Below are 15,736 nucleotides of genomic sequence, written 5' to 3'. Positions count from 1 at the left end.
CGTACCGCGAGCCCCCTTCCGGGTCAAGGTATGGGCCAATCTCCGGCGCTTCCGACACGAACTTGCCCGATATCGGGCAGGTTCCTTGCGAAACTCTCCGCTCCCCCGCAGTATCGACCCGTGCTCGAACCCCCTGCCCGCGGCGTGGACACCCGTCCCGCCCCCCACGACGACCTGGTGGACCACCTGGTGCGCAGCACACCGCTGCAGCGCGGTGAGGCCACCCGGGTGGTGCTGGACGTGCTCGCGTACTTCGACGAGACGACGGAGACGTTCGTCCGCCGCCGCCACCGCGAGCTGCAGTCCCAGGGGTTGCGCAACGACGCGATCTTCGAGCGCATCCGGCAGGAACTGCCGCACCGCGCCGTGACCCCACCGGATCTCACGGCCCGCCAGCTCCGCCGCATGGTCTACGGCTGACCGCGCCGCGCCCGCCGGAGACATCCGCCGGCCCGCCGGCGCCACCCCGCCGCCCATGCCCCACCACCTTTCCGTTCCGTTTGTCCGCTCCTACGTCATCACCCGCGCGGCCGTCGCGCACCGGCACCGCCACTCGGCGCGCGCCGCGCGGCCCCTTTCCACGTCACCCAGGAGGCTCACCCCATGTGCGGAATCGTCGGATACATCGGTAAGCGCGATGTCGCGCCGCTGCTGCTGGAAGGGCTGCAGCGCCTGGAGTACCGCGGCTACGACTCGGCGGGCATCGCCATCCACGCCAAGGCGTCCGGCAAGTCCGCCGGCGGCCTGAAGACCGCCAAGGCCAAGGGCCGGGTGCGGGAGCTGGAGTCCCGCCTGCCCAAGCGCTTCCAGGGCACCGCGGGCGTCGCCCACACCCGCTGGGCCACCCACGGCGCGCCGACCGACGAGAACGCGCACCCGCACACGGACGCCACCGGCGCGGTCGCGGTCGTCCACAACGGCATCATCGACAACGCCTCCGACCTGCGCGCCAAGCTGACCGCCGACGGCGTGGACTTCGCCTCCGAGACCGACACCGAGGTCCTCGCCCACCTCGTCGGCCGCTCCACCGCCGAGACGCTGGAGGGGAAGGTCCGCGAGGCGCTGCGGCACATCGAGGGCACCTACGGCATCGCGGTGCTGCACGCCGACTTCCCCGACCGCATCGTCGTCGCCCGCAACGGCTCCCCGGTCGTCCTCGGCATCGGCGAGCACGAGATGTTCGTCTCCTCCGACGTCGCCGCGCTGGTCTCGCACACCCGCCAGGTCGTCACCCTCGACGACGGCGAGATGGCCACCCTCAAGGCCGACGACTACCGCACGTACACCACCGAGGGCTCGCGCACGACGGCGACGCCGGAGACCGTCGAGTACGCCGCCGAGTCGTACGACCTGGGCGGCCACGACACGTACATGCACAAGGAGATCTCCGAGCAGGCGGAGGCGGTGGACCGGGCGCTGCGCGGCCGGATCGACGACCGCTTCGCCACCGTCCACCTCGGCGGCCTCAACCTCGACGCCCGCGAGGCGCGCGCGGTGCGCCGGGTGAAGATCCTGGGCTGCGGCACCTCGTACCACGCCGGTCAGATCGGCGCGCAGATGATCGAGGAGCTGGCCCGCATCCCCTCGGACGCCGAGCCGGCCTCCGAGTTCCGCTACCGCAACCCGGTCGTGGACCCCGACACCCTCTACGTCGCCGTCTCCCAGTCCGGTGAGACCTACGACGTGCTGGCCGCCGTCCAGGAGCTGAAGCGCAAGGGCGCCCGGGTGCTGGGCCTGGTCAACGTGGTCGGCTCGGCGATCGCCCGGGAGACCGACGGCGGCATCTACGTGCACGCGGGACCCGAGGTCTGCGTGGTCTCCACCAAGTGCTTCACCAACATGGTGGTCTCCTTCGCCCTGCTCGCCCTGCACCTGGGCCGGATCCGGGACCTGTCAGTCGCGGACGGCAAGCGGATCATCGAGGGCCTGCGGAAGCTGCCCGGCCAGATCGACGAGATCCTCAAGGGCGAGGAGGACATCAAGAAGCTCTCGGCGCTCTACGCCGACGCCAAGTCGATGATGTTCATCGGCCGGGTGCGCGGCTACCCGGTGGCCCGCGAGGCGTCCCTGAAGCTGAAGGAGGTCTCGTACATCCACGCCGAGGCGTACCCGGCCTCGGAGCTGAAGCACGGCCCGCTGGCGCTCATCGAGCCGGCGATGCCGACGGTCGCGATCGTGCCGGACGACGACCTGCTGGAGAAGAACCGCGCCGCGCTGGAGGAGATCAAGGCCCGCAGCGGCCGCATCCTCGCCGTCGCCCACCAGGAGCAGGAGAAGGCCGACCACACGATCGTGGTGCCGAAGAACGAGCCGGAGCTGGACCCGATCCTGATGGGCATCCCGCTCCAGCTCCTCGCCCACCACACGGCGCTGGCGCTCGGCCGCGACATCGACAAGCCGCGCAACCTCGCCAAGTCCGTGACCGTGGAGTAGTCCGACGGGGCGGCCGACGGCTCCGTGCGTGCCACCACGCCGCACGGAGCCGCCGCCTCCCCTGCTGCCGGCGTCGCCCATACGCCGGCGGATGCCGCCGCGCCGGTAACCGTCATCTCCCGGTCGGCGGCACGCTGGCGACACGCCCGGGACCTGCCCGGACGGCCGTCGCGCCCGACCGGTATCTACCCGTCACACCGTCACAATCCACCTCGGTACGGCAGTTGATCTCACGACTGCCCGCAATCCCCATGTCTCCCCCGCAACTGTGCACACTCCAGGGAGATCCGGACGCGCACCGGGAAGCCGCCCGCGGACGCCGACCGGCGCGGACGGGACGAGGGCGGCACCGGGGCACGCCACGGCGCCGCACGGGCGCACGGGGAGACGGGAGAGGGTCCGGCGGGCGAAGCTCAGGGGACGACGATGACCGGGCGCTGTGCGCGGCGCGCCAGCCGGCCCGCGACGGAGCCGAAGATCCGCCCCACGATCCCGTGGGTGGAGCCCACCACGATGCCGTCGGCCTCGTACTCCCGGCCGACCTCCTCCAATTCGTGGCAGATGTCCCCGCCGCGCTCGATGAGGATCCAGGGCACCTCGGAGAGATGATCGGCACAGGCCAGCTCCAGGCCCAGCACCTCGGTGCGGTGATCGGGGACGTCCACGAAGACGGGCGGTTCGCACCCCGCCCAGACGGTCGTCGGCAGTCTGTTGGCGACATGCACGATGATCAGGCCCGAGCCGAGGCGCCGCGCCATACCGATTGCATACGCCAACGCCCGTTCGCTCGACATGGATCCGTCGAAGCCGACGACGACACCGTGCCGGAACGCGGGATCACAGGGATGGTGTGCCTCTTCCGCCGCCCGGAGGTCGGCCAGCGGGTCGGCCACCTGCTTGCGGTGCGCGGGTTCGGGAAATTCGTGACCGGCCATTGATGTCTCGGCGAGGACGTCCTCTTGCGGAGGGGCGAACGGGGGACGGCTGTGACTTGATCCGGCAGTTGACTGAGCTGACCCGATCGAGGGGGCCGACGTCTTAGTTCAACGAAGAACGATACGACCGGGAATCATCTTCCCAAGGCTTTACCCCAAGAGTACGGCGCCACTCCTCCGCTGCCCAGAAGGCCGCGGCGGCGGCAGAGCGCCCGCACGGGGCGGGGCTCGCCCCTCGAACGGTCCCCCGGAGCATGCCGGAGGCGGGCGCGGTTGGCAATGCCCCGGCCTGCCCCCGTACGTACCTCCTGGGACACGTGTGGCGTTCTCCGGCCATCCGTACCGTCCGCGGCACCCCGGACCGCCGCGCGGAGCCGATCCCTCCGTCACCGTCCGGCGCCCCGCGGCAGCCCCTGGTCCACGCGGCGCGACCGGCACCGGGACCCCACCCCGGCCGTAACCCCTGGGGCTGCCGTGACGGCCGCCGCACATCAGGACAGAGCAGGACGTAAGCGGACGGGGGCGCGTGGAAGCAGGGGGTGTTCCGACATGTACGCAGGGCTCGAAAAGGGAGCGCACAACCCCCGACCCAACCGTTTTCAGCCAACTTCAGGTCCGGATCACCACCTTGGTCCGACCACCCCTCAACCCCGGCGTGAGCAGGGCGGAAAGGACCGCTCGGCATGGTTGTGCCCTACTGCGAACGGGCAGAGCCGAGACGCGCACTTTCCCTGGAGGCCCGACGAGTGGAACGCTTCGTGATCGAATGCTTCGCGCCAAGTTGCCATATCGACATACCAGCGGGTGGTGAACTTGGCACGCCATCCTCACGGGACACAGTAGATTCGATCTTGGTAGTTATGGCGGGGGAGCTGTGCAGTACCGAGAGGGCGAGACGACCGAGGGGGGCTTAAGTGCCATGAGCCAGGACTCCGCTGCCGTACCAGATCCCGCACGCAAGCTCGCTGCCCGACGACGCCGCGAAATAGTCGCGGTGCTCCTCTTCAGCGGCGGCCCCATTTTCGAGAGCTCCATACCGCTCTCGGTCTTCGGAATCGACCGCCAGGACGCGGGCGTTCCCCGATACCGATTGCTTGTGTGCGCGGGCGAAGAAGCGCCTTTGCGCACCACCGGGGGGCTGGAGCTGTCCGCCCCCTACGGGCTGGAAGCCATCGCCCGGGCCGGGACGGTCGTCGTACCGGCCTGGCGTTCCATCACCCAGGCCCCGCCGCCCGCGGCGCTCGACGCGCTGCGCCGCGCGCACGAGGAGGGGGCCCGGATCGTCGGGCTGTGCACGGGGGCGTTCGTCCTCGCCGCGGCCGGACTGCTCGACGGCCGCCCGGCCACCACCCACTGGATGTACGCACCGACGCTCGCCAAGCGTTACCCGTCCGTCCACGTGGACCCGCGTGAACTCTTCGTCGACGACGGCGATGTGCTCACCTCCGCCGGGACCGCGGCCGGTATCGACCTGTGCCTGCACATCGTGCGCAGCGACCACGGCGCGGACGCGGCGAACGCACTGGCCCGCAGGCTGGTCGTGCCGCCCCGGCGCACCGCGGCCGACCTCGGGCACCAGCGCTACCTGGACAGGTCTTTACCTGAAGAGATCGGCGCGGACCCGCTCGCCGAGGTCGTCGCCTGGGCGCTGGAGCACCTCCACGAGCAGTTCGACGTGGAGACGCTGGCGGCCCGCGCCTACATGAGCCGCCGCACCTTCGACCGGCGGTTCCGCTCCCTGACCGGGAGCGCCCCTCTCCAGTGGCTGATCACGCAGCGGGTCCTCCAGGCCCAGCGGCTGCTGGAGACCTCCGACTACTCGGTCGACGAGGTCGCGGGGCGCTGCGGTTTCCGTTCGCCGGTCGCGCTGCGCGGCCACTTCCGGCGGCAGCTGGGTGCCTCGCCCGCGGCGTACCGGGCCCGGCGTCCGCAGGGCGGTGCGCCCGAGGGCGGGCTGCGGGCGGAGCGGGGCGAGCGGGCGGCCGCGGTGGGCGACCGGTTCGCGGCGCTGGCCAATCCGGCCGCGGCGCTGGCCACCGCCGACCCGGACGCCGGCAAGCCGCAGTCGGACGCCTATGCGGCCCGCCTTCCGGAGCCACCGGTCGGGCGGGGTGCCGGACGCCCCGTGCTGCCCAGCCAGCGTGAGCGCCCCGTAGGGTGAGTCGTATGAACGATCGCATGGTGTGGATCGACTGCGAGATGACCGGTCTCTCGCTGGCGACCGACGCGCTCATCGAGGTGGCCGCCCTGGTCACCGACTCGGAGCTGAACGTACTCGGCGACGGCGTGGATGTGGTGATCCGGCCGCCCGCCGAGGCGCTGGCCACCATGCCGGAGGTGGTGCGCGAGATGCACACCGCCTCCGGACTGCTGGACGAGCTGGACGGCGGCACGACGCTGGAGGACGCCCAGGAGCAGGTGCTGGCGTACATCCGTCAGCACGTGCCGGAGGCCGGCAAGGCGCCGCTGTGCGGCAACTCCGTCGGCACCGACCGGGGCTTCCTGCACCGCGACATGCCGACGCTGGAGAACTATCTGCACTACCGGATCGTCGATGTGTCGTCGGTGAAGGAGCTGGCCCGGCGCTGGTATCCGCGGGCGTACTTCAACAGTCCGGACAAGAGCGGCAACCACCGGGCGCTGGCGGACATCCGTGAATCCATCGCGGAGTTGCGCTACTACCGGGAGGCGGTCTTCGTGCCGCAGCCCGGCCCGGACTCCGACACCGCGAAGGCCCTCGCGGCCAAGCACGTGGTGCCGCCGGTGGCCCCGGCCACGCCGTAGTGACGTAGCTCGCTCCCGGCACGGCGAAAGCCGGGAGCGAGCACTCCTTCGGACCCTGTACACTTTTTCTCAGCCGGTGGGGAAAAGGAACCACACAAGCACCGGCCATGGTGGGTATAGCTCAGCTGGTAGAGCACCTGGTTGTGGTCCAGGATGTCGCGGGTTCGAGTCCCGTTACTCACCCCAGTACGACGAGGGCCCGGTCCGTGAAAGCGGATCGGGCCCTCGCCGCTTCTTGTGTGTGTGAGGAACACCGGCCTCGCAGGGCGCGGCCCCGAAGAGCGCCGCTGGAAAAGTTCTCCTCGTATCGGCATCCGTGTGTCATGTCCCGGATGCAGCGAGATCGCCGGAGCGTCACCGGCGCTTCACCAACGGCTGGTGGTGTACGTCTCGTCGTCACCCGCCCCACGGAAGCTTTCGAGGAGCCGTTCCATGCCCAGACCCGCCCGTCGCCACCTCATGATCGGTGCCGCCCTGGTGGCCGCGACCACCGCCACCGTGGCCGTCACCACCGCCGCCGGCGCCTCCGACACCAAGCAGCAGGCCCAGCAGGCCATCAAGGGCGGGAAGGCGAAGAACGTCATCCTGCTGATCGGCGACGGGATGGGCGATTCGGAGATCACGCTCGCCCGTGACTACACGGTCGGCGCGGACGGCCGGCTGAACATGGACCGCTTCCCGCTCACCGGCGCGTACACCACGTACGCCGTGCACAAGGACGGGACGCCGGACTACGTGACCGACTCGGCGGCGAGCGGTTCGGGGTGGGCGACCGGGCACAAGACGGTCAACGGGCGGATCTCCAAGACGCCGGACACCGACAAGGCCGTGCCGACGATTTTGGAGCTGGCGCAGAAGGGCGGCTACGCGACGGGCAGCGTCACCACCGCCGAACTCACCGACGCCACGCCCGCGGTGCTCGCCTCGCACGTCACCGACCGCTCCTGCCAGGGACCGGCCGACATGGCCAAGTGCCCGACCGACGCGGTGGCGGGCGGCGGGCCCGGTTCGGTCGCCGAGCAGTCGGTGAACCACAAGGTCGACGTCCTCTTCGGCGGCGGCAAGCAGCGGTTCGACCAGAAGGTGACCGACGGGCGGTACAAGGGCCTGACGGTGACCGGCCAGGCGCAGAAGCTGGGCTACCAGGTCGTCACGGACGACGCCGCGATGAAGGCGGTCAAGCCGGGCAAGCCGGTGCTCGGGCTCTTCGCGCCGGGCAACGTACCCACCGAGTGGACCGGCAAGCCGGCGGCCGCGGGCGGCACCGACCCGCAGCGCTGCGTGACGTCCAACCCGAAGCGCCCCGGCTCCACGCCGAGCCTCGCCGACTCCGCGACGAAGGCGATCCAGCTCCTGGAGGCGAAGCAGAAGCACGCCAAGAAGGGCTTCTTCCTGCAGATCGAGGGCGCCTCGATCGACAAGCAGGACCATGCGGCGGACCCGTGCGGGCAGATCGGTGAGACCGCCGCGTTCGACCGTGCCGTCAAGGTCGCCCGCGACTACGCCGCCAAGCACCCCGACACACTCGTGGTGACCACCGCCGACCACGGCCACTCCAGCCAGATCGTCCCGCTGGAGGCGGCCCCGCCCGGGCTGACCTCCACGCTCGTCACCGACGAGGGCCAGCAGCTGAAGGTCAGCTACGGCACCAACCCGCCGGGTGAGTCCCAGGAGCACACCGGCACCCAGGTGCGGATCGCGGCGCAGGGCCCGAAGGCGTACCGGGTCCTGGGCGTCACCAACCAGACGGATCTGTTCAGCACCCTGCGTGAGGCCATGGGCCTGCGCTGACCTGCACGGACGGGAGGGGGAGACCGGGCGCCGGTCTCCCCCTCCCGCCGCGCGTGCGGAGGTCAGTAGCCGACGGTGAAGCGCTCGCCGATGTGGCGGGGCTGCTCGACCTCGTCGAGGAGGGCGACCGCGTAGTCCTCGGCGGAGATGCGGCTGCTGCCGTCCTCGGCGACGACGAGGTCGTCGACGGCGGTGCGGTAGGTGCCGGTGCGCTCGCCGGGCTCGATAAGGGCGGCGGGGCTGAGGTTGGTCCAGCGGACGTCGGAGACGGTGCGGTAGAAGTCCAGCGCGTCGCCGTGGGCGTGCATGATCTGGAGCAGGAACTCGGGCAGGCCCTCGGCGTCCCAGACGAGGGTGCCGTCCGGCTTGCGGAGGGAGCCGGCGCCGCCGACGGTCAGCAGCCGCGGGGCGCGGTCGCCGAGGGTGCGCAGTCCGGCGACGAGCGCCTCGGCGGCGGGCTTGATCGTGGCGATGTGGCCGGGGCCGTCGCCGCCGCCGACCGCGCTGATCACGGCGTCCTGCCCGGTGGCGGCCTTCGCGACCGACTCCGGGTCGAGGACGTCGCCGGTGGTGACGGTCAGGTTCGGGTCGCTGAGGGTGAGCTTCGCGGGGTCGCGGACGACCGCGGTGACCTGGTGGCCGCGGCGGAGCGCCTCCTGGACGATGCGGCTGCCGATGGTGCCGTTGGCGCCGAAGATCGCGAGCTGGGACATGGTCTCTCCTGGGGTCTGCCGCATCCGGGGCGGGCTTGACGTTTTCCGTCATCGGCCGGGCCGATGTCTTCTACGCTAGAGCCGTCAGGTGCGGGAATTGCGGTGGACATGGGACGCGTGATGGTGAAAAAGCGACAGGATCGGGAGGCGGTCGCCGGGCGGGAGATTCCCGAGGTGGCGTTCTCCGCGCCGGCCGGGCGGCCGTCCGGCGTCGAGGTGCTGACCCTCGCCGAGCTGCGCGAGCGGGCCGACGCCTGCCGGCTGGCCACCCCGCACCGGCCCGGCTTCCACCATCTGCTCACCGTCGAACGGGGGCGGCTGCGCCACACCGTCGACTTCCGGGAGCACTCCGTCGGCCCCGGCGACTGGCTGTGGTCGCGGCCCGGACAGGTGCAGCACTTCGGGGACCTGTCGCGGGCTGAGGGGCTTCTGGTGCTGTTCGAGCCCGGGTTCCTGGATGCGGCGACGGCGGCCGCGGCCCGGATCGAGGACTGGTACGGCCCGGCCGTCCGGCATCCCGAGGGGGCGGCGGCCGAGCGGGCGCGGGCGGCGCTGCTCCAGCTGCACGAGGAGTTCGGGGAGCGGGCCGGGCTGCCGTGGGCGGCCCATCTGGACGTGCTGCGGCATCTGCTGGCGGTCCTCGTGCTGCGGGTGGCGCATCCGGAGGTGCCCGCGGCGGACGCGGGGTGCGCGGCGGGGGCGACGTTCCTGCGGTTCCGGGACGCGGTGGAGCGGGACTTCGCGTCCAGCCGCCGGGTGGCGGACTACGCGCGGGCGCTCGGGTACGCGCCGCGGACGCTGTCGCGGGCGACGGAGGTGACGGCCGGGATCGGGGCGAAGGAGTTCATCGACCGGCGGGTGGTGCTGGAGGCGAAGCGGCTGCTGGCGCACGGGGACGGCTCGGCCGCGGCCGTCGCCGCCCGGCTGGGCTTCGCCGACGCCGCCAACTTCACCAAGTTCTTCCAGCGGCACGCCGGGACCACCCCGACCGCGTTCCGGGAGGCGGTACGGGACGGGGCCGCGGTCATCGGGTAGCGGCCCGGTCAGCCGGTCCGGGTGGTGAACGCCCTGGTGAAGTCCAGTGGGCGCTGGTCGATGGAGCTGCAGGTGGGCGAGGCGGACCGGCGGGGGCCGCCGGGGCAGGGCCGGTCGCGGCCGGCGGACCACATGGACAGGCCGCCGAGGTGGCGGCGGCGGGCGAAGGCCGCGAGTTCGGCGGCGTCGCCGGGGGTGAAGGTCTCGGTCCGGACGTCGTTGACGCCGATCATCGGGGTGACGGCGACGGCCCGCCAGGCCTCCGCGTCACCGAGCCCGAGGGCGTCCTTCAGCTGGGCCTGGGTGGCGGTGGCCGCGCGGATCGCGTAGCGGCCCATGTCGCCGTCGTAGGAGGCGCCGTAGTCCATCGCCATGACGTTGACGGTGGAGACGGTGACGCCGTGGCGGCGGGCGTCGGTGACGAGGCGCACGCCGTCCTCGGTGAGGCCGTCGGGCGTGGCCGGCAGGGTGAGGGAGACGTCCAGTCCGGGGTGGCTGCGCTGGAGGCGGGCGATGGCGCGGGCGCGGCGGGTGCCCGCCGCGGTGTCGTCCAGGGAGCCGCCTTCGATGTCGAGGTCGACGGCGGTGAGCCGGTAGCGGTCGACGGCCTTGACGTAGGCGGCGGCGAGCGCGTCGGACGAGTGGCAGGCCAGGGCGAGTTCGGAGCCGTCGGCGCCGCCGAAGGAGACCCGGACGTCGCCGCCGGCCGCCCGCAGGCCGTCGATCTGCCGGGCGACGGGGTCGTCGTCCAGATCGCCGTCGCCGCCCCAGGCCGGGTTGCAGCCGCCGTCGGAGGTGAGGAAGGCGAGGGTGAAGTGGTCGACGCCGGTGCGCCGCGCGGTGCCGAGGAGGTCGGGGACCGGGGTGAGCGAGGTGTCGACGTACGGGGAGAAGGCGATGGTGGTCCGGGGGGCGGGTCGCGCGGGCGGGGCGGTCGCCCCGGGCGTGGTGGGCCGGGCGGTCGCCTCGGGCGGGGCCGGCGCCTCGGTCGTCCTGGGGGCGGTGGGGCGCGGGGCGTGCGCGGGCGGGGCGGGGACGACGGCGGCGAGTGCGGCACCGGCGGTGGCCGCCACGGCCGCACCGGCCGAGAAGAGCTTGGCCGACCGGCTCGTACGGCGGCGCGGGGCCCGGGGATTCATGGCGTACACCTGCCTGTCGTCGCGGGTGGGGACGGTGGTGCGGTGCGGAACGTCGGGGGCGGAGCGGGTGGGCAAACGAGGGGAACGGTACGGGAGTTGAGGGGGTCATGCCGGGTTTGCGGGTGGGGTAGGGGGCGGACGAGGAGAGGCGCGGACGGGTTTCCCGCGCGCTCCGGGGCGCACGGGCGATGCGCCCCCAAGGGGCCGGGCCGCTCGCCCCGCCGGGCGTCCCGCCCGTGGGCCGGGTCCGTCGCCCCGTCAGCCCCTCTTCCCCTTGCGGCGGCCCCGGAGCGGGAGGCGGCGGCGGAGGCGGTGGGTGCCGGTGTGGTGGGGGGCGCCGGGTGGGCCGTGGCCGTCGAGGGCGAGCCAGACGCGGATCTCGGTGCCGCCCAGGACGGAGCGGCCGATGCGGATGTCGCCGCCGGTCGACTCGGCCAGCCGGCGGACGATGTCCAGGCCCAGGCCGGTCGAGCCGTCGCCGCCGCCGGAGTGGCCGCGGCGCAGCGCGGCGTCCGGGTCGTCGATGCCCGGTCCGGCGTCCGAGACCAGCACGATGACGGCGTTCCCGGCCGTCCCCGCGTGGTGCACGTCGACGGCGAAGGCGGTGCCCTCGGGGGTGTGCCGGAAGACGTTGCCGAGCATCGCGTCGAGCGCGGCGGCCAGATCGGGGCGGGCCACCGGGACGCGCAGCGGGCGGTGGGCGCCCGCCACCCGGACGGTGCGGCCCTCGTCCTCGGCCAGCGCCGACCAGAACGCCATCCGCTCCCGGATCACCTCGGCGGCGTCGCACCCGGCGGTGGCCGCCGCCTTCTGGGAGTGCGACTTCTGCTCCCGGGCGGTGCGGATGATCTGGTCGACCTCGCGTTCCAGCTGCTCGACGGCGGCCCGGGTGTGCTCGGCGGCCGGGCCGTCGCCCAGCGAGGCGGCGTTCAGCCGCAGGACGGTGAGCGGGGTGCGCAGCCGGTGCGAGAGGTCGGCGGCCAGTTCGCGTTCGTTGGCGAGGAGCTGGACGACCTGGTCGGCCATGGAGTTGAAGGCGGTGGCGGCCGACCGCAGCTCCTTGGGGCCCTCCTCCGGTACGCGGACGCCGAGTTCGCCGGTGCCCAGCCGGTGCGCGGCCCCGGCCAGCCGTTTCGCGGCGCGCACCATCCGGGTGCCGAGCCGGTCGGCGACCGCGACCGAGCCGATGATCAGCGCCAGGCCGACGCCGGAGAGGACCAGCCAGGACGTGGCGACGCCGTTGCCGAGCGCGGCGTCCGGGACGTACACCTCGACGACGGCGACGCCGGTCGCCACCGCCGTCGGCTGGAGCAGCGAGGAGCCGCCGCGGACCGGGGCGATGGAGGCGCGGCCGAGGGCGACGACGGAGGCGACGTCGCGGTCCGAGGCGCGGCGGAAGCCGATGCCGGCCGGGCGGGCGCCCTTGCCGTCGCCGGGGACGTGGACGCCGATCCGGCCGCCCGGTCCGGTCTCGGCGCTGGCGAGGGCGCGTTCGAGCTGGGTGCGGTCGGTGGTGATGGCGAGGACGGGGCCGATGGTGGCGGCCTGCCGTTCGGCGTTGGAGAACGCCCGGTCGCGTGCCATCTCCTTGACGACGAGGCCCAGCGGCACGGCGAAGGCGACCACCACCATCGCGGTGACCGCCAGCGCCACCTTGACCAGGGCCCATCTCACCGCGGCGGCTCCAGCTTCACGCCCACCCCGCGCAGCGTGTGCAGATAGCGGGGCCGGGCGGCGGTCTCCCCCAGCTTCCGCCGCAGCCAGGAGAGATGGACGTCGATGGTCTGGTCGTCGCCGTAGGACTGCTGCCAGACCTCGGCGAGGAGTTCCTTGCGCGCGACGACGACGCCGGGGCGTTCGGCGAGGAAGGCCAGCAGGTCGAACTCGCGGCGGGTCAGGTCGAGTACGGCGCCGTCCAGCGTGGCCTCGCGGCGCAGCGGGTCGATGCACAGGCCACCGACCCGCACCTGACGGGTCGGCGCCTCCGCCGTGCCGCCGGCGCGCGAGCGGCGCAGCACGGCCGCCATCCGGGCGGAGAGGTGCTCGACCGAGAAGGGCTTCGTCAGATAGTCGTCGGCGCCGTCGTTCAGCAGCCGGACGATCTCGGCCTCGTCGTCCCGGGCGGTGGCGATGATCACGGGGACGTCGGTGACGCCGCGCAGCATCTTCAGGGCCTCGGCGCCGTCCAGATCGGGCAGTCCGAGGTCGAGGACGACCACGTCGAAGCCGATGTGTGCCACCTCCCGCAGCGCCTCCAGGGCGGTGCCCACGCTCCGTACGGTGTGGGACGCCTCGGTCAGATGCCGGATGAGGGCCGAGCGGACGAACGGGTCGTCCTCGACGACGAGCACACTTGCCATGGGCGGCACCGTACGCCATCCGGGGGTATCGTCCGGCCCGGTGTTGACGTCCGTCCGGTGGCACCGCGGACCGGGTGGACGAGGGCGGGCGCGGGGCGGGTGGTGGTGCGGCAATGAGCCGGATGCGGCGCGGGCTGATGCATACGGGGGCGTGGACGCTGGCGACCGGCGGCGCGGTCGCCATCTCGTGGTTCGGGGTGCACGCGGTGCTGTCCGGTTCGGCGTACGACCCGCCGCGCGCGGTCCCGCTCTCCGCGGCGGCGGCGCCCGCCACGGAGACGGCCGCACCGCGGGCGTCCTCCACGCACCGCCCCAAGCCCTCCCCCACGGCGACCACCGCTTCGCCGTCGCCGACGCCGACCCGCCCGGCGCCGCCCGCCCGCACCGGGAGCGCGGCGCCCGGTGACCGGCCCTCCCCGCAGCGGACGACCGTGCCGGTGGACAGCGGCGGCACCGTCAAGAGCTTCACGACGTCCGGCGGCCGGGTGGTGCTGGACCTGCGGCCCGACTCGGCGCAGCTGGTGTCGGCGACGCCGGAGGCGGGGTGGGAGATGCAGGTGTGGAAGCAGGACGGCCTGATCCGGGTGGAGTTCACCGGCAGCGGCGGCGACCGTCACGCCACGGTCCTGTGCACCTGGGACGGCCATCCGCCGGTGGTGCAGATCAGCGAGAGCAGCCGGCGGAGCAGCAGCCGGGTGGAGTGAGGGCGGCCCGGGGCTGCGGCGGCACGGGACCGGCTCCGGTTCGGACCGGGGCGGCGGGGTGCGGGCCCGGCGCGGAGCCGGGTGCGGGCCCGGCCCGCAGCCGGCACCTGGCGCGGCGCGAGGCCCGGCCCCGTACGGCTCCCGGCCCTGTACGGCGCACCGGCCCCTACGGCTCCCGGCCCTCGTACGGCTCCCCGGCCCCGTGCCCTCAGGCAAACGCGTCCGGCGGCGGCTGCGGCGAGGCGACGGCCGTGGCGTCGGTGACGGGGGCCGCGCCGCCGGTGAAGTCCCGCAGCGCGCGGCCGTGTTCGACGCGGCCGGTCTGCGGGTCGCTCGCCGCGCGCCGGGTCAGCTCGGCGACCGGCAGCGGGTGCGCGGCGGCGAGCAGGACGGCGTTGCCGAACCGCTTGCCGCGCAGGACGGCCGGGTCGGCGGTGAGCGCCAGCTCCGGGAAGACGGCGCCGGCGGTGGCGATCTGGCCGCGCAGGAAGCGGAGCGGCGGCCCGTCGGCGATGTTCGCCGCGTACCAGCCGCCGTCCGCCAGCGCCCGGCGGACCTCGGTGACGAACTCGGCGCTGGTCAGGTGCGCGGGCGTCCGGGCGCCGCGGAAGACGTCGGCGATGATCAGGTCGGCCCAGCCGTCCGGGACCTTGGCCAGTTGTTCCCGGGCGTCGCCGCCGCGCACCCGGATGCGCCAGCCGCTCTCCAACGGCAGCTCCCGGCGGACCAGTTGGACCAGCGGCGCGTCGATCTCCACGACCTGCTGGGTGGAGCGGGGCCGGGTCGCCGCGACGTAACGGGCCAGCGTGAGGGCGCCGCCGCCGAGGTGGACGGCGCGCAGCGGCTTGCCCGGGGGCGCCACGAGGTCGGCGGCGTGGCCCAGGCGCCGCTGGTAGGAGAAGTCGAGGTGGTCCGGGGCGTCGAGGTCGACGAAGGACTGCGGGGCGCCGTCGATCAGCAGGGTCCGGGCCCGGGGCCGGTCGCGGTCGGGCCGCAGCTCGGCGACGCCGCCGTCCACCGTCTCCACCACGGATTCCGCGCCGCCGCGCCCGCGTCTGCTCTTCGCCATGCCTCCCAGTATGGCGGCCGGTCCGCGGCGGCGTGACGGCCGGGGACGACGGCGTCCGCGCAGGTCAGGGCGGGGCGGGGCGGGCATCGGGGACGGTTCCCGCCCGGCGCGCGGGAGGCCCGTGCGCGCCGCCCGGCGTACGGCTGCGGCGTACGGCCGGGGCGCGGCGGCCCGGCGCGGGGGAGGCGGGCGCGCGCCCCCGGCGTACGGCCCGCGGAACGGGCCAGCCGCGCCGCGGGCGGCGCCCCGTGGCGCGAGCGGGCCGCCGCGACCTGGATCGCGACGGCCCGCTCTCACCCGCGTGGCCCCGGCCGGGAGCAGACCGCGGCCGGTGGCCGGGTCACTTGGTGGCGCACACGTTTCCGAATGCCGGGTTGAGCAGCCCCACCAGGTTGATGCTGTTACCGCAGAGATTGAGGTCGAGGTCGACCGGAATCTGGATGTTGTTTCCGCTCAGCAGGCCCGGCGAGTTCGTGGCAACGCCGACCGCGTTGGCGCCGCCGTGGCCGCTTTCGTGACCGCCGTCGCCGGCGAAGGAAAACCCCGCGCCGCCGATCACGAGTGCGCAGCTGGCGGTGGCCAGCACGGCCGACGTGACGATCCGCTTCATCGCCCGTCTCCTTTCCTGTTGACGAATGGGACATCGCGTCCAACGACCGGGATCGCGCGGGGATGCGGGCGTTCCGCCGTCAGGGAGAAACGTTCATCCTTATGGAAGACAGCGCACCGTCGCCGCGGTTGCGGGATCGCCCCGGTGCCGTATCCCCGATCGC

Annotated in this window: 14 protein-coding genes and 1 tRNA gene; 8 read left to right on the top strand and 7 right to left on the bottom strand. The window is 73.5% G+C overall.

Going from position 1 to position 15,736, the window contains the following annotated elements; translation table 11 throughout:
• Window positions 1-120: 120 nt before the first annotated feature.
• Together ABT345_RS22495 and glmS are read left to right on the top strand one after the other, a co-directional pair.
• A complete protein-coding gene (locus ABT345_RS22495; protein WP_345084479.1) occupies window positions 121-420 on the top strand; it encodes a hypothetical protein in 300 nt (99 codons plus the stop codon).
• A 183-nt stretch (window positions 421-603) separates the two neighbouring features.
• The gene (glmS, locus tag ABT345_RS22490) at window positions 604-2,433 is read left to right on the top strand and encodes a glutamine--fructose-6-phosphate transaminase (isomerizing) (RefSeq protein WP_345084482.1); all 1,830 of its coding nucleotides are present in this window, start codon (window positions 604-606) and stop codon (window positions 2,431-2,433) included.
• A 413-nt stretch (window positions 2,434-2,846) separates the two neighbouring features.
• Here the strand turns inward: glmS and ABT345_RS22485 are convergent, their stop codons facing one another.
• The gene (locus ABT345_RS22485; RefSeq protein WP_345084485.1) at window positions 2,847-3,368 is read right to left on the bottom strand and encodes a universal stress protein; all 522 of its coding nucleotides are present in this window, start codon (window positions 3,366-3,368) and stop codon (window positions 2,847-2,849) included.
• A gap of 919 nt (window positions 3,369-4,287) precedes the next feature.
• On the opposite strand from ABT345_RS22485, the gene ABT345_RS22480 reads away from it, so the two are divergent.
• From ABT345_RS22480 to ABT345_RS22465, 4 genes are all read left to right on the top strand, one after another.
• On the top strand, window positions 4,288-5,529 hold the full coding sequence (locus ABT345_RS22480) for a GlxA family transcriptional regulator (RefSeq protein WP_351323147.1): 1,242 nt from the start codon (window positions 4,288-4,290) through the stop codon (window positions 5,527-5,529).
• 5 nt (window positions 5,530-5,534) lie between these two features.
• Window positions 5,535-6,152, top strand: coding sequence for an oligoribonuclease (gene orn, locus ABT345_RS22475; protein ID WP_345084491.1), 618 nt, complete (start codon window positions 5,535-5,537; stop codon window positions 6,150-6,152).
• Between the two features lie 110 nt (window positions 6,153-6,262).
• A tRNA-His gene (locus ABT345_RS22470) sits at window positions 6,263-6,338 on the top strand.
• A 246-nt stretch (window positions 6,339-6,584) separates the two neighbouring features.
• Window positions 6,585-7,943, top strand: coding sequence for an alkaline phosphatase (locus tag ABT345_RS22465; RefSeq protein ID WP_345084493.1), 1,359 nt, complete (start codon window positions 6,585-6,587; stop codon window positions 7,941-7,943).
• Window positions 7,944-8,005: 62 nt separating this feature from the next.
• Here ABT345_RS22465 and ABT345_RS22460 read toward each other — a convergent pair whose 3' ends face one another.
• A complete protein-coding gene (locus ABT345_RS22460) occupies window positions 8,006-8,656 on the bottom strand; it encodes an NAD(P)-dependent oxidoreductase (protein WP_345084496.1) in 651 nt (216 codons plus the stop codon).
• Window positions 8,657-8,776: 120 nt separating this feature from the next.
• Between ABT345_RS22460 and ABT345_RS22455 the strand changes: the two genes are divergently transcribed.
• Window positions 8,777-9,691, top strand: coding sequence for a helix-turn-helix domain-containing protein (locus tag ABT345_RS22455; protein WP_345084499.1), 915 nt, complete (start codon window positions 8,777-8,779; stop codon window positions 9,689-9,691).
• An 8-nt stretch (window positions 9,692-9,699) separates the two neighbouring features.
• Here the strand turns inward: ABT345_RS22455 and ABT345_RS22450 are convergent, their stop codons facing one another.
• The 3 genes from ABT345_RS22450 to ABT345_RS22440 all read right to left on the bottom strand — a co-directional run bounded on the left by ABT345_RS22450 (window position 9,700) and on the right by ABT345_RS22440 (window position 13,190).
• The gene (locus tag ABT345_RS22450; RefSeq protein ID WP_345084502.1) at window positions 9,700-10,905 is read right to left on the bottom strand and encodes a chitinase; all 1,206 of its coding nucleotides are present in this window, start codon (window positions 10,903-10,905) and stop codon (window positions 9,700-9,702) included.
• A gap of 183 nt (window positions 10,906-11,088) precedes the next feature.
• Window positions 11,089-12,504: an ATP-binding protein gene (locus ABT345_RS22445; protein ID WP_345084505.1), complete on the bottom strand. Its 1,416-nt coding sequence runs from the start codon at window positions 12,502-12,504 to the stop codon at window positions 11,089-11,091.
• On the bottom strand, window positions 12,501-13,190 hold the full coding sequence (locus tag ABT345_RS22440) for a response regulator transcription factor (protein WP_345084508.1): 690 nt from the start codon (window positions 13,188-13,190) through the stop codon (window positions 12,501-12,503). The genes ABT345_RS22445 and ABT345_RS22440 overlap by 4 nt, the downstream gene beginning before the upstream one ends.
• A gap of 122 nt (window positions 13,191-13,312) precedes the next feature.
• Between ABT345_RS22440 and ABT345_RS22435 the strand changes: the two genes are divergently transcribed.
• Window positions 13,313-13,894: a hypothetical protein gene (locus ABT345_RS22435; RefSeq protein ID WP_345085137.1), complete on the top strand. Its 582-nt coding sequence runs from the start codon at window positions 13,313-13,315 to the stop codon at window positions 13,892-13,894.
• A gap of 208 nt (window positions 13,895-14,102) precedes the next feature.
• Here ABT345_RS22435 and ABT345_RS22430 read toward each other — a convergent pair whose 3' ends face one another.
• Window positions 14,103-14,963 (bottom strand): spermidine synthase, encoded by an 861-nt coding sequence (locus ABT345_RS22430; RefSeq protein WP_345084511.1) that lies wholly within the window; start codon window positions 14,961-14,963, stop codon window positions 14,103-14,105.
• Window positions 14,964-15,303: 340 nt separating this feature from the next.
• A complete protein-coding gene (locus ABT345_RS22425) occupies window positions 15,304-15,573 on the bottom strand; it encodes a chaplin (RefSeq protein ID WP_345084515.1) in 270 nt (89 codons plus the stop codon).
• Between the last annotated feature and the right edge of the window lie 163 nt (window positions 15,574-15,736).

The organism is Streptomyces sp. NPDC000404 (assembly GCF_040300365.1).
In the GTDB taxonomy this organism is placed as follows: Bacteria; Actinomycetota; Actinomycetes; order Streptomycetales; family Streptomycetaceae; genus Streptomyces; species Streptomyces ramulosus.
Note: the sequence above shows the minus strand (reverse complement) of the source record. Positions and strands in the feature narration are given on the sequence as shown.

Coding starts and splice junctions, on each gene's coding strand:
- ABT345_RS22425 (WP_345084515.1), bottom strand. CDS start 15,573: ATGAAGCGGATCGTCACGTCGGCCGTGCTGGCCACCGCCAGCTGCGCA.
- ABT345_RS22480 (WP_351323147.1), top strand. CDS start 4,288: ATGAGCCAGGACTCCGCTGCCGTACCAGATCCCGCACGCAAGCTCGCT.
- ABT345_RS22465 (WP_345084493.1), top strand. CDS start 6,585: ATGCCCAGACCCGCCCGTCGCCACCTCATGATCGGTGCCGCCCTGGTG.
- glmS (WP_345084482.1), top strand. CDS start 604: ATGTGCGGAATCGTCGGATACATCGGTAAGCGCGATGTCGCGCCGCTG.
- ABT345_RS22460 (WP_345084496.1), bottom strand. CDS start 8,656: ATGTCCCAGCTCGCGATCTTCGGCGCCAACGGCACCATCGGCAGCCGC.
- ABT345_RS22485 (WP_345084485.1), bottom strand. CDS start 3,368: ATGGCCGGTCACGAATTTCCCGAACCCGCGCACCGCAAGCAGGTGGCC.
- ABT345_RS22440 (WP_345084508.1), bottom strand. CDS start 13,190: ATGGCAAGTGTGCTCGTCGTCGAGGACGACCCGTTCGTCCGCTCGGCC.
- ABT345_RS22455 (WP_345084499.1), top strand. CDS start 8,777: ATGGTGAAAAAGCGACAGGATCGGGAGGCGGTCGCCGGGCGGGAGATT.
- ABT345_RS22435 (WP_345085137.1), top strand. CDS start 13,313: ATGCGGCGCGGGCTGATGCATACGGGGGCGTGGACGCTGGCGACCGGC.
- ABT345_RS22430 (WP_345084511.1), bottom strand. CDS start 14,963: ATGGCGAAGAGCAGACGCGGGCGCGGCGGCGCGGAATCCGTGGTGGAG.
- orn (WP_345084491.1), top strand. CDS start 5,535: ATGAACGATCGCATGGTGTGGATCGACTGCGAGATGACCGGTCTCTCG.